We start from the raw sequence: 12,914 nt of genomic DNA on the forward strand, positions 1-12,914 counted from the left end.
GTATTCGCCTCTTTCCGCGCGTCCGGATGTGTCGATGGGGGTCTCGTGCCGCACTACAGAAGCAATGTTCGCGATCTCCGGTTCGTCCTCTTCGAGGTGCTCGGGCTGGAGCGGGCGCTGGCGACCGGCGCCTTCGGCGCGCTGGACGCCGAGACCGTCACCGAGATCCTGGAGCAGGTGCGGCGGCTCGCCGAGGGCCCGCTCGGCGCCTCCTTCGCCGAGGCGGACCGCAATCCCCCGGTCTTCGACCCGGAGACGCACACCGTCACGCTGCCGGAGGCGTTCGTCCGCTCCTTCCGCGCCATGACCGACGGCGGCTGGCACCAGCTCGGGCTCCCCGCCGAGCTGGGCGGGCCCGGCGTGCCGCGCGCGGTGTTCTGGGCCGCGGCCGAGCTCATCCTGGGCGCGCAGCCCGCCGCCTTCTTCTACGGCATGGCGGGCGCGCAGATGGCCTCGGTGCTGCACGCCAACGGCACCGAGGAGCAGCGCGGCTGGGCGCGGCTCGCCACCACCGCGAACTGGGGCGGCACCATGGTGCTCACCGAACCCGACGCGGGCTCCGATGTCGGCGCGGGCCGGACCAGGGCGATCGAGCAGGCGGACGGCTCCTGGCACATCGAGGGCGTCAAGCGCTTCATCAGCAACGGCGATTCCGGGGTGCTCTTCCCGAACATGCTGCACCTGGTGCTGGCCCGCCCGGAGGGCGCGGGCCCCGGCACCAAGGGGCTCTCGCTCTTCTTCGTCCCGCAGTTCCACTTCGACCCGGTGACCGGTGAGAACAGGGAGCGCAACGGCGTCTTCGTGACCGGGCTGGAGCACAAGATGGGGCTCAAGGCCTCCTCCACCTGCGAGGTGACCTTCGGCGGGCACGGCGTCCCGGCCACGGGCTGGCTGGTCGGCGAGGTGCACAACGGCATCGCGCAGATGTTCGACGTCATCGAGCACGCCCGGATGATGGTGGGCACGAAGGCCATCGCCACGCTCTCCACCGGCTACCTGCACGCGCTGGAATACGCCAAGCAGCGGGTGCAGGGCGCCGATCTCACCACCATGGCGGACAAGTCGGCGCCGCGGGTGACCATCGTGCACCACCCGGACGTCCGGCGGGCGCTCATGATGCAGAAGGCGTACGCCGAGGGGCTGCGCGCGGTCTACCTCTACACCGCCGCGCACCAGGACCCGGTGCTGGCCGAGCAGGTCTCCGGCGCGGATCCGGAGCTGGCCGCGCGGGTGAACGACCTGCTGCTGCCGATCGTCAAGGGCGTCGGCTCCGAGCGCGCCTACCGGTACCTGACCGATGCGCTGCAGACCTTCGGCGGCTCGGGGTACCTGCAGGACTACCCGATCGAGCAGTACATCCGGGACGCCAAGATCGACAGCCTCTACGAGGGCACCACCGCCATCCAGGCGCAGGATTTCTTCTTCCGCAAGATCGTCCGGGACCGCGGGGTCGCGCTCGGGCACGTGGTGGCGCAGATCCAGGGCACCCTGGACAGCGCGGCGGGCAATGGCAGGCTCAAGCGGGAGCGCGCGCTGCTCGGCACCGCGCTGGCCGACGTGCAGGCGGCGGCCGCCACGCTCACCGGGTACCTCATGGGCGCGCAGGAGGATGCGGCGGAGCTGTACAAGGTGGGGCTCGGCTCGGTGCGGTTCCTGCTGGCGGTGGGCGATCTGCTCATCGGCTGGCAGCTGCTGCACCAGGCGGGTATCGCGATCGCCGCGCTGGACGCGGGCGCAGAGGGCGGGGAGCGCGCCTTCTACGAGGGCAAGGTGGCGGTCGCGCAGTTCTTCGCGCGCAACGTGCTGCCCGAGCTCGCGGCGATCCGCGGCATCCTCGCCGAGCTGGACACCGAGATCATGACACTGGACGAGGCGGCCTTCTAGCCGCGCAGCAGCCCGGCCATGAGCAGGACCAGGGCGTCCAGCGCCTGGTCGTGCGCGGTGGCCGGGTCGTCGGCGTGCGCGACGATCATGCCCGCCTCGGTGACCGCGCTCAGCACCAGCTGGGCCAGCATGCGCACCGGCGCGTCCTGCGCGAGCAGCCCGGCGGCGCGGGCGGCCTCCAGCTGCAGCACGATGAGGCCGAGGCCGTACTTCGCCTCCAGCTCGCGCCAGGCGTCCCAGCCGAGCACCGCGGGCGCGTCGGAGAGCGCGATCCGCACCATCTCCGGCCTGCGGCAGATGCGCAGGAAGGCGTCGAGCCCGGCGCGCAGCCCCGCCATCGGGTCGTCCGAGGGCGGGGCGCCGGCGATGGCGGCCACCAGCTCGTCGGTATTGTCCCGCTCGAGCTGTTCGAGCACCGCGACGAAGAGGCCGCGCTTGTCGCCGTAGTGGTACTGCAGGGCGCCGCGGGTGACCCCGGCCGCGGCGACGATCTGCTCGGCCGCGACGGCGCCGAAGCCGTGCTCGGCGAAGAGCGCGCGCCCGGCCTCCTCCAGCCGCGCCCTGGTATCGCGGGTGCGGTCCAGCTGACTACGGCGCGGCATGCTCCCGAGTGAACTCCAGGATGAGCGCGCTCAGCAAATCCGGCTGATCCTCCGGGATGAAGGTGTACGAGTCGTCGACCAGCCGGAGCGTGGCGTTCGGCAGCTCCGCCACCAGCCGCTCGGCCAGCGGCACCGGGAAGAGCTTCTCCTCCCTGGCCCAGACCACCAGCACCGGCAGCGTGAGCCGCGGGAAGCTGCGCGCCGCGGCCAGGGTGTGCCGCTTGCGCGCGGAGCCGAGGAAGCGACGGACATCGTGCCGGATGGCGGCGGAGCGCCTGCTCGGCCCGAGGTAGCCGTCCGCCACCTCCCGCGGTATCGGGTGCTTCGCCACCCACCCGAGCGCGATCGGCAGCGGCTGCAGGGCCCTGATCTTCAGCAGCTCGGTGGCGGCGCGCACCACGCCCGGCACCCGGGCCAGCACGCCGAGCGCATCGAAGGGCGGCGGCAGGAAGCGGTCGTAGCAGTCGACCGAGGCCAGCACGACCCGGCCGATGCGGGCCGGGTCGCGGGCGAGCAGCACCTGGGTGATGGCACCGCCGGTGTCGTTGGCGACCAGGGTGACGTCGGTGAGGTCGAGCTTTTCCAGGAAGGCCGCGATGAGGTCGGCGACGCCGGGCGGGGAGAGATCGGCCTCCGGCACCGGGATGTCGTGGGCGCCGAGCGGCCAGTCCGGGGCGATGCAGCGGTATCCGGCGGCCGCGATCGGCGGCACGACGGCGCGCCACAGGTTCGCGTTGACCAGGAGGCCGTGCACGAAGACGACCGGCGGGCCCTCCCCCGTCTCGTGGTAGCGGATGCGCGCGCCGGGCAGCTCGATCTCGTGTTTCGCGCCCAGTGCCGCGCTGTGCGTACTCGTCATTATCCCGTCCCCTTCATCGCCGTGTCGGTCTGCACGTAATTTACATACATCCCGAATGTATGTCTACGGTTCCGCAAGCATCGGGAGGAGAAGCGGGCGGAGATCGTCGCTCGAGGTGGCCTCCGCCCCGGCCCGGCCCGGATCAGGGGTGTGTGGCGGTGACCGCGATGATCTCGTCGAGCTTGCCGAGCGCGGCGCCCAGCTCGTCGATCCGCTCCCGGATGCGGTCCCGCTGGGTGTGCAGCATGAGCCGCTGCGCGGCGTCGGTGTGCCCGGTATCGATGCACGGCAGCAGCGCGGCGATATTGCGGCTGGTCAGCCCGGCGGCGTAGAGCAGCTGGAAGAAGCGCACCTTCTCCACCGCCGCCTCCGGGTAGCGACGCTGCCCGGCGGGGGTGCGCTCGGCGTCGAGCAGCCCCTGCTCCTCGTAGTAGCGCAGCGCCCGCACGCTCACGCCGGAGCGCTCCGCCAGTTCACCGATCCGCAGCACCGCGCACCTCCTCGGAATCCGGCCTTGACCCTCACGTCGACGTCAGGTTCTAGCGTAGCGGCATGCACCTTTCCTCGACCGTCGCCCTCGTCACCGGCGCCAACCGCGGCCTCGGCCGCGCCTTCGCGCAGCACCTGCTCGAGCAGGGCGCCAAGGTCTACGCCACCGCCCGCCGCCCGGACGCCGTCGAGCTGCCCGGCGCCGAAGTCCTCGCGCTCGACATCACCGACCCCGCGCAGGTCGCCGCCGTCGCCGCGCAGGCGCCGGACGTCACGCTGCTGATCAACAATGCCGGCATCCAGACCGGCACCGACCTGCTCACCGGCGGTGACGAGCTGCTCCGCGCCGAGCTGGAGACGCACCTCTTCGGCACGCTCGCCGTCACCCGCGCCTTCGCCCCGATCCTGGCCGCCAACGGCGGCGGCGCGATCCTCACCGTGCTCTCCGCCATGTCCTGGTTCACCGCCGGCGGCGCGGGCGGGTACCACGTCGCCAAGGCAGCCGAGTGGGCCATGACCAATGCCGTGCGGCTCGAGCTCCGGGAACAGGGCACCCAGGTCTCCGCACTGCACCTCGGCCTCGCCGACACCGATATGGCGGCCGACTTCACCGGCCCGAAGCTCGCCCCGGCCGAGCTCGCCCGGATCGCCATCGATGGCGTCGCCGCCGGCCGCGCCGAGATCCTCGCCGACGACTGGAGCCGCTACATCAAGTCCGCGCTCGCCACCGACCCGGCCGAGTTCTACCCGGAGCTGGCCCGCCTGCGGACCTCCTGAGCGGTCAGGTGGTGCGGCGCTTGCGGGGGGCCGCGGAACGCGGCGGCTGGGCGCGCATGTGCGCGCGGACCTTGGTCATGAGCTCCCCGAGCCGCTGCACATCGTCGCCGCTCAGCGGGGCGAAGAGCAGGCGCCGCACCACCTCGACCTGGCCGGGGAGCACCCGGCCGACCAGCGCGGCGCCGCGCTCGGTAATGGTGACCAGGGTGGCGCGCTCGTCGTCGGGGCTGGGGGCGCGGGTCACCAGCCCGGCCTTCTCCAGCAGCCCGGCCTGGTAGGTGAGGCCGCTGCGGCTGTAGACGACGCCGTCGGCGAGCTGGGTCATGGTCAGGCTGCCCGCGCCGGAGAGCCGGGCGAGCAGCCCGAACTGCACCGAGCTCAGGTCGCCCTCGGCCCGCAGCTGGAGCGATGGAGGCCAGTGATGACGGCAGTGCGGTTCCACGAGTACGGCGGCAGCGATGTGCTGGCGATCGAGGAGGTCGAGCGCCCGGCGGCCGGGCCGGGGCAGGTCGTGGTGCGGGTGGCGGGCACCTCGTTCAACCCGGTGGACGCGGCCATCCGCGCGGGGTTCATGCGGGATCCGCTCCCGCGGACGCTGCCGCACACCCCGAACCTCGATGTGTGGCGGGTGATCGAGGAGCTCGGCCCCGGCGTGTCCGGGCATGCGGTGATCGCGCTGCTGCCATGGGCATTCCGGGCCCGGCCGTCGAGTACGTCACGATCCCGGCCGAGGCGCTGGCACCCGCCCCGCGCAGCGTGGAGCTCGCGGTGGCCGCCGCGCTCCCGGCCACCGGGCTCACCGCGCACCAGGCGCTCTTCGGGCACGGCGGCCTCGAGGCGGGGCAGCGGGTGCTGATCAATGGCGCGGGCGGCTCGGTCGGCGGCTTCGCGGTGCAGCTGGCGGCCGCGGTGGGCGCGCGGGTCACCGCGACCGCGAGCCCGCGCAGCCGGGAGCGGGTCCAGCGCTACGGCGCGCACCGCGTCGTCGACCACACCGCGACCCCGGTCACCGCGCTGAACGAGCAGTTCGACCTGGTCCTGACCCTGGTCCGCAACGACCGGGCCGAGGTGGCCCGGCTGGTCGAACTCCTCGACGACGGCGGCACCTTCGTCAGCACCACCACCCCCGGACCGGAGAACCCCGGCCGCGGCGTGCGGGTCGCCCAGGTCTACGTGCTGGCGATGCCGGGAGGCTGCACATCGAGGTCGCCGAGCGGCTCCCGCTCGCCGAATTGCCCGCCGTGCACGCCCGATTCGAGCGCGGCGAGCTGCCGGGGAAGGTCGTCCCGGAGCCCTGACGCGACACTGCGAGAAGATAAGAGAGTAAAAGCCAACCTTTCTCATCGCCGCCGTGCTAGACATACCGAGCGAACGGCGAGGAGGCGGTTGTGACAGGTCCGTATCGGCTCATCATCTGGGGCCCCGGCGACATGGGCGGGCGGGCGCTGCGCACCGCGCTGGAGTCGCCCGATTTCGAGGTCGTCGGGGTGAAGGTGTTCAGCCCGCACAAACACGGCAGGGATATCGGCGAGCTGGCAGGGCTGCCGCCGGTGGGGGTCACCGCGACCACCTCGAAGGCCGAGATCCTCGCGCTGGACGCGGATTGCGTGGTGCACACCCCCACCACGCCCGCGCTGGTGCAGGGCGCCGATGCCGACGTGCTGGAGCTGCTGGAATCCGGGAAGAACGTGGTCTCGGCGGCCGCCTACCACAACCCGGCCATGCCGACCTGGCTCACCGAATCCCGCTCCGCGCTGGACGTTCTCGGCACGGTGTCCCGGATGAAGGTCACCGGCGCCGCCTTCGGGCCGCAGCTGCCGAACGCCCTCGCGGCCTTGAAAACGCTCATGCGCGTTGCCGATTCGAGCCCGGTGCGCCCGGCCCGGCCGGTGCTGGAGAAGCTGGCCGGGCCGATCGCGGACCGGGCCATCCCGCGCCGGGCCTCCGGCGCCCGGCTCCAGGCGGCCTGCCTGAAGGGCGGGGTCTCGCTGCACGGCACCGGGCTGCACCCGGGGCTCATGGTCGAGCAGCTGCTGCTGCGGCTGGCCGGGCTGCTGGACGAGGTGCGCGAGGTGAAGTTCCTCGAGGTCGGCGACCTCTCCTCGGCCCCGGACGGCATGTGGGGCGGGCTCGCCAGCCTCGGCTTCGGCATGCCGCTCAGCGCGGTCGATTCCGACCACGCCATCGCGCTCATGCAGCACTTCTACTTCGACGCGGTGCTCTCGAATGTCGCGCACGTGCTCTTCGGGGCGAGCGCGGACGAGGTCCGGGTGGAGCGGCACGTCTACCCGGTGCCGGCCCGGGTGCGGATCGAGGCGGGCGGCAGCGTGATCGAGCCGGGGTCGGTCGGCGCCATCCACATGAGCTACCGCGGGTACATCGGCGACCGGCTCTTCATGACCAATGCCGAGTGCTGGCACGTCGGGCCGGGCAACGCGCACCTCGGCCCGGACCATCCGCGCAGCCTGGCCGGCGGCCACGTGATCACCCTGGACGGCACTCCGGCCCGCATCGAGCTGCGCAACGAGCTGGACGACGAGACCTACAGCGGCGACTGGTCGGCGGTCACCGACATCTCGGTCAAGGCCATGCTCGACGTCATCCCCGCGCTCTGCGCCGCGCCGCCCGGCGTCGCCACCCCCGACCTGACCCCCCGCTACCGACTGGAGCCGGCATGACCTCCCCGATCCCGGTCGCGGTGCTCGGCACCGGGCCGCTGGCCGACCGGGTCGCCGCGCACCCGGACCTCGTCGTCACCGAGCACTCCCCGGTGCTGCTGCACCTCTCCCCCGACCCCGCCGAGCTCCCCGCCCTGCTGCGCGCCGGCCGCAATGTCGTCACCGCGCTCCCCCGGCACGACCTGCCCCTCGCCGAACTCGCGGCGGCGGCGGCCGCGGGCAAGGCCACCCTGCACGCCACCGGCGGCCACCAGTCCGCGGTGGCGGCCCGCCTCACCCGCTCGCTCGCCGCCGCGACCAGGGAGATCACCCGGATCGAGCTCATCGAGGAGATCGTCCTGCCCGATCTCGACACCGATCCCGAGCGCGCGCGGGCGGCCGCCGAGGCGGTCGCCGGGAACTACGTGGACGGGCTGCACACGCTCGCGGACGGCGCCTTCGGCTGGCGCGGCACCGAGGACCCCGCCGTGTCGATCGAGGTGACCACCGACGGGCCCGGCGCGGTGGTGACCGCCGACCTCGGCGACCGCATCCGCTACCGCTCCATCCGCAGCGCGACGGGCAGCGTGCCGCTGCGCTACCGCCTGGTCACCACCAGCGCGGCCGGAACGGGCACCGCCACCGTCGACTTCCACCCGGTCGACGGGGTACCCCCCGCCGAGCACCTCGCCCTGGTCGAGCTGCTGAACGCGGCCCGCGCCATCGACGCGAGCCCGCCCGGCATCGCGCTGCGCGACCTCGCCATCACCTACCTCGTCAGGGACGACCGCCTGGCCCGGTAGCAACACCGCACCGAACTCTCCCGTAGTATCGTCCAGACAGCTGTCCAATAAGCTGTCCAGGACGCCGGAGAGGGGGCCGTCAGATGGCCTACGTCATCACCCAGCGCTGCTGCAACGACGCCAGCTGCGTCAGCGAGTGCCCGGTCGACTGCATCCGGCCGCGACCGGAGGACCCCGAGTTCGCGACCGCCGAGATGCTCTACATCGACCCGGACACCTGCATCGACTGCGGCGCCTGCTTCGAGGCCTGCCCGGTGGGCGCGGTCTACGCCGAGGAGGAGCTGCCGCCCGCGCTGGCCAGGTACCCGGAGATCAATGCCGGGTACTTCCAGCGGCACCCGCTGGAGTCCGACATCAGCGCGCCCGCCCCGCCGCAGCGGCTGCCGCGGGACCGGGAGCCGCTGCGGGTGGCGATCGTCGGCACCGGCCCGGCCGCCTGCTACGCCGCCGAGCACCTGCTCGGCACCGGGCGGGTGGAGGTCGAGATGTTCGACCGGCTGCCGACGCCGTGGGGGCTGGTGCGCTACGGCGTCGCCCCCGACCACAGCGAAACCCGCGGCGTGGCCGACATGTTCACCGCCGCCTTCAAACGCGACGCGCTGCGCATGCACCTCAATACCGAGATCGGCACCCACCTCACCCACGACGACCTGCTCGCCAACTGCCACGCCGTGCTCTACGCGGTGGGCGCGAGCGCGGACCGCAGGCTCGGCATCCCCGGCGAGGAGCTGCCGGGCAGCCACGCCGGGACCGACTTCGTGGCCTGGTACAACGGCCACCCCGACCATGCCGGGCACACCTTCGACCTCTCCGGCGAGCGCGCCGTCGTGGTCGGCAACGGCAATGTGGCGCTCGACATCGCCCGGGTGCTCACCGCCGACCCGGAGTACCTGGCCCGCACCGATATCGCCGATCACGCCCTGGAGGCGCTGCGGCACAGCACGATTCGCGAGGTGACCGTGCTCGCCCGGCGCGGCCCGCTGGAAGCCGCCTACACCGCCGCCGAGTTCCTGGCGCTGCGTCACCTCCCCGGCGTCGACGTGGTGATCGACCCCGCCGACCTCGCCGATCTCACCGCCGACGGCCACGCCCCGGAGTGGAAGCTGCGGCTGGCCCGCGAGTACGCCGAGCAGCCGCGCACCGAGGGCAATCGCCGCATCCGCTTCGCCTTCCGCTCCGCCCCCGTCGAACTCGGCGGCGCGGAGCGGGTCGAGACGCTCACCGTCGCCCGCACCGAGCAGCGCGACGGCCGCACCGCGATCACCGGCGAGCGGGAAACCCTCGGCACCTCGCTCGTCCTGCGCGCCATCGGCTACCGCGGCAAACCCGTCCCCGGGCTGCCCTTCGACGAGGCGGCGGGGATCGTCCCCAACGACGGCGGCCGGGTCGCCCCCGGCGTCTACGTGAGCGGCTGGATCAAGCGCGGCCCGCGCGGCGTCATCGGCTCCAACCGCGCCGACGCCGCCGAGACGGTCCGCGCCCTGCTCGACGACTTCGTCGCGGGCAGCCTCGCCACTCCCGCCCCCGACCGCGACGCCTTCGCCGAGTTCATCCGGCAGCGCAACCCCGACGTCGTCGACCGGGCCGGGTGGCAGGTCCTGGACCAGGCCGAGCGCACCCGCGGCGCCGCCGCCGGGCGGCCGCGGGTGAAGATCGCGAGCGTCGAGGAGCTGCTGGCCACCGCCCGCGGGCGCTGAGCCCGGTGTGTTGCCGCTGAGTACCCTCGCGTTGCGCGCGCGGGCGAATTCGCGGAAACTTCCGGCGATGGTGCCGAGGAGGCCGGGTAGAGGACATAGGTGATTTCTTCGAACGAATCGTCGACGTCGAGGTGGCGGCGGAGCAGGCCGCCGCGCTCGGCGCGCGGATGGTGGACTGGATGATCGCGCGGCGGTTGCTCACGCGGGAGATGTCCGGCGAGGCGATGTACAGCCTCGGTGTCGACAAAGGCTATGTGGCGGGGCCCGAGTGGCGGCAGGTGACCGAGGAGTGGGGCGCGGATTGGACTCCCGGTCCGGTCGCGGTGGTTCTCGGGCGCGGCGATCACCACGGCGGCCAGGGCGAGATCGAACCGGAGTTCGCGCACTGCCCGCGGTGTCACGCGCGGACCACCATCATCGATTACCCGCAGCGGTGGGAGGCCGACCCCGAGGTCTGGCAGCCGTTCCACGACGGCATCGAGGCGTGGAAGCGGACCGGCTCGGGCAGTGTCACCTGTACCGGGTGCGGCGCGGCCGCCGGGGTCACCGAGTGGGGGTGGCCGTGGGGCTTCGCGCTCGGCGCGCTCGCCTTCGACTTCTGGGGGTGGCCGCCGCTCACGGAGAACTTCGTCGCCGAGTTCGGCGCGCGACTCGGGCACCGTATCGAGCACCACACCGGCAAGTTCTGACGCTCCGGGTGGTGACGCCCGGGTTTAACGAATCCGCGCCCGCCTCGAGCTACGCGCCCACGTACTCCGCGAGGTGTGTGCCGGTCAGCGTCTTCTCCGGCTGCGCGACCAGCTCCGCGGGCGTCCCCTCGAACACCACCAGCCCACCGTCGTGCCCGGCGCCGGGCCCGAGATCGATGATCCAGTCGGCGTGCGCCATGACGGCCTGGTGATGCTCGATCACGATGACCGTCTTCCCGGCGTCGACCAGCCGGTCCAGCAGCCCGAGCAGCTGGTCGACGTCGGCGAGGTGCAGCCCGGTGGTCGGCTCGTCCAGGACGTAGACGCCGCCCTTCTCGGACATGTGCGTGGCCAGCTTGAGCCGCTGCCGCTCGCCGCCGGAGAGCGTGGTGAGCGGCTGGCCCAGCTTCAGGTAGCCGAGCCCGACGTCGGCGAGGCGGTGCAGGATCCTGTGCGCGGCGGGGGTGCGGGCATCGCCCTCGGCGAAGAACCGCTCGGCCTCGGCGACGGACATGCCGAGCACCTCGCTGATATCGCGCCCGCCGAGCTTGTACTCCAGCACCTCGGCCTGGAAACGCTTGCCCTCGCAGGTCTCGCAGGGGGTGGCCACGCCGGCCATCATGGCGAGGTCGGTGTAGATCACCCCGGCCCCGTTGCAGGTGGGGCAGGCGCCCTCGGAGTTGGCGCTGAAGAGCGCGGGTTTCACGCCATTGGCCTTGGAGAACGCCTTGCGAATGGGGTCGAGCAGCCCGGTGTAGGTGGCGGGGTTGGAGCGGCGGGAGCCCTTGATGGCGGTCTGGTCGACCACGACGACGCCCTCGCGGCGGGCCAGGTTGCCGTGGATGAGCGAGCTCTTGCCGGACCCGGCGACACCGGTGACCACGGTGAGCACCCCGGTCGGCACATCCACGTCGACGCCGCGCAGGTTGTTCTGCGTCGCGCCGCGGATCTCCAGCGCCCCGGTGGACTTCCGCACCGACTCCTTGAGCACGGCCCGGTACCCGAGGTGCTTGCCGGTGCGGGTGCCGGACGCGCGCAGCCCGGCGATATCGCCCTCGAAGCAGACGGTGCCGCCCTCGGTGCCCGCGCCGGGGCCGAGGTCGACGACGTGGTCGGCGATCACGATGGTCTCCGGCTTGTGCTCGACCACGAGCACGGTGTTTCCCTTGTCCCGCAGCCGGAGCAGCAGTTCGTTCATCCGCTGGATGTCGTGCGGGTGCAGCCCGATGGTCGGCTCGTCGAAGACGTAGGTGACATCGGTGAGCGCGGAGCCGAGGTGCCGGATCATCTTGGTGCGCTGCGCCTCGCCGCCGGAGAGCGTGCCGGAGGAGCGGTCCAGCGAGAGGTAGCCGAGCCCGATCTCCACGAAGCCGTCCAGGGTCTGGCGCAGCGTCTCCAGCAGCGGCGCCACCGAGCGGTCGTCCAGCCCGCGCACCCACGCGGCCAGGTCGCTGATCTGCATGGCGCAGGCGTCGGCGATGCTGACGCCGCCGATCTTCGACGACCGCGCCGCTTCGCTGAGCCGGGTGCCGCCGCAGTCCGGACAGGCGCTGAAGGTGATCGCCCGGTCCACGAAGGCGCGGATGTGCGGCTGCATGGCCTCGCGGTCCTTGGACAGGAAGGACTTCTGGATCTTCGGGATCAACCCCTCGTAGGTGACGTTGATGCCGTCCACCTTGATCCGCACCGGCTCCTTGTAGAGCAGGTCGTTCAGCTCGCGCTTGGTGTACTCGCGGATCGGCTTCTCCGGGTCCAGGAAGCCGGAGCCCATGAAGATCCGGCCGTACCAGCCCTCCATGCTGTAGCCGGGGATGGTGAGCGCCCCCTCGGCCAGCGACTTGCTGTCGTCGTAGAGCTGGGTCAGGTCGAAGTCGGAGACATTGCCCATGCCCTCGCAGCGCGGGCACATGCCGCCGGTGACGCTGAACTCGCGGCGCTCGCGCACCTCCTGGCCGCCGGCCTTGGTCACCGTCACCGCGCCGGCGCCGCTGATCGAGGCGACGTTGAAGGAGAACGCCTGCGAGGTGCCGATATACGGCTGCCCCAGCCGGCTGAAGAGGATCCGCAGCATGGCGTTGGCGTCGGTCGCGGTGCCGACGGTGGAGCGCGCATTGGCGCCCATCCGCTCCTGGTCCACGATGATGGCGGTGGTGAGCCCCTCCAGCACGTCCACGTCCGGGCGGGCCAGGTTCGGCATGAAGCCCTGCACGAAGGCGCTATAGGTCTCGTTGATCATGCGCTGCGACTCGGCGGCGATGGTGCCGAAGACCAGCGAGCTCTTGCCGGAGCCGGAGACCCCGGTGAAGACCGTCAGCCTGCGCTTCGGGATCTCGACGCTGACGTCCTTCAGGTTGTTCTCGCGCGCGCCCCTGACCCGGATCAGATCGTGGGTGTCGGCGGCGTGCGCGGTCGTGGGCGCTGGGGTGGCCGTGCTCATCGATTCTCCCTCGGGGGTCG

12 protein-coding genes are annotated in these 12,914 nt (G+C 72.3%); 7 read left to right on the forward strand and 5 right to left on the reverse strand.

The window, feature by feature from the left end:
* The first annotated feature begins 45 nt into the window (after positions 1-45).
* Entirely contained in the window at positions 46-1,884 is a 1,839-nt protein-coding gene (locus tag AB0H71_RS20715) for an acyl-CoA dehydrogenase (RefSeq protein ID WP_357023099.1), read from the forward strand.
* Here the strand turns inward: AB0H71_RS20715 and AB0H71_RS20720 are convergent.
* The 3 genes from AB0H71_RS20720 to AB0H71_RS20730 all read right to left on the reverse strand — a co-directional run bounded on the left by AB0H71_RS20720 (position 1,881) and on the right by AB0H71_RS20730 (position 3,835).
* Positions 1,881-2,486 (reverse strand): TetR/AcrR family transcriptional regulator, encoded by a 606-nt coding sequence (locus AB0H71_RS20720; protein ID WP_357023102.1) that lies wholly within the window; start codon positions 2,484-2,486, stop codon positions 1,881-1,883. The genes AB0H71_RS20715 and AB0H71_RS20720 overlap by 4 nt on opposite strands.
* On the reverse strand, positions 2,473-3,345 hold the full coding sequence (locus tag AB0H71_RS20725; protein ID WP_357023105.1) for an alpha/beta hydrolase: 873 nt from the start codon (positions 3,343-3,345) through the stop codon (positions 2,473-2,475). The genes AB0H71_RS20720 and AB0H71_RS20725 overlap by 14 nt, the downstream gene beginning before the upstream one ends.
* Before the next feature lie 142 nt (positions 3,346-3,487).
* The gene (locus tag AB0H71_RS20730) at positions 3,488-3,835 is read right to left on the reverse strand and encodes a MerR family transcriptional regulator (protein WP_357023108.1); all 348 of its coding nucleotides are present in this window, start codon (positions 3,833-3,835) and stop codon (positions 3,488-3,490) included.
* Between the two features lie 62 nt (positions 3,836-3,897).
* Between AB0H71_RS20730 and AB0H71_RS20735 the strand changes: the two genes are divergently transcribed.
* A complete protein-coding gene (locus AB0H71_RS20735) occupies positions 3,898-4,611 on the forward strand; it encodes an SDR family oxidoreductase (RefSeq protein WP_357023111.1) in 714 nt (237 codons plus the stop codon).
* 4 nt (positions 4,612-4,615) lie between these two features.
* Here the strand turns inward: AB0H71_RS20735 and AB0H71_RS20740 are convergent, their stop codons facing one another.
* Entirely contained in the window at positions 4,616-5,071 is a 456-nt protein-coding gene (locus tag AB0H71_RS20740; RefSeq protein WP_357023318.1) for a MarR family transcriptional regulator, read from the reverse strand.
* A 224-nt stretch (positions 5,072-5,295) separates the two neighbouring features.
* Here AB0H71_RS20740 and AB0H71_RS20745 point away from each other — a divergent pair, with 224 nt between their 5' ends.
* From AB0H71_RS20745 to AB0H71_RS20765, 5 genes are all read left to right on the forward strand, one after another.
* The gene (locus AB0H71_RS20745; protein WP_357023114.1) at positions 5,296-6,003 is read left to right on the forward strand and encodes a zinc-binding dehydrogenase; all 708 of its coding nucleotides are present in this window, start codon (positions 5,296-5,298) and stop codon (positions 6,001-6,003) included.
* Complete coding sequence (locus tag AB0H71_RS20750) at positions 6,000-7,289, forward strand: hypothetical protein (protein WP_357023116.1); 1,290 nt, start codon at positions 6,000-6,002, stop codon at positions 7,287-7,289. The genes AB0H71_RS20745 and AB0H71_RS20750 overlap by 4 nt, the downstream gene beginning before the upstream one ends.
* Positions 7,286-8,071 (forward strand): hypothetical protein, encoded by a 786-nt coding sequence (locus AB0H71_RS20755; protein ID WP_357023119.1) that lies wholly within the window; start codon positions 7,286-7,288, stop codon positions 8,069-8,071. The genes AB0H71_RS20750 and AB0H71_RS20755 overlap by 4 nt, the downstream gene beginning before the upstream one ends.
* Before the next feature lie 83 nt (positions 8,072-8,154).
* Entirely contained in the window at positions 8,155-9,768 is a 1,614-nt protein-coding gene (locus tag AB0H71_RS20760) for an FAD-dependent oxidoreductase (protein WP_357023122.1), read from the forward strand.
* A 131-nt stretch (positions 9,769-9,899) separates the two neighbouring features.
* Positions 9,900-10,457 carry a hypothetical protein gene (locus AB0H71_RS20765; RefSeq protein WP_357023125.1) on the forward strand — a complete coding sequence of 186 codons (558 nt, stop codon included), beginning with the start codon at positions 9,900-9,902 and terminating at the stop codon, positions 10,455-10,457.
* 49 nt (positions 10,458-10,506) lie between these two features.
* Here the strand turns inward: AB0H71_RS20765 and AB0H71_RS20770 are convergent, their stop codons facing one another.
* Entirely contained in the window at positions 10,507-12,894 is a 2,388-nt protein-coding gene (locus AB0H71_RS20770) for an excinuclease ABC subunit UvrA (RefSeq protein WP_357023128.1), read from the reverse strand.
* Positions 12,895-12,914 lie beyond the last annotated feature (20 nt).

Source organism: Nocardia sp. NPDC050697 (assembly GCF_040654395.1).
Classification (GTDB): Bacteria; Actinomycetota; Actinomycetes; order Mycobacteriales; family Mycobacteriaceae; genus Nocardia.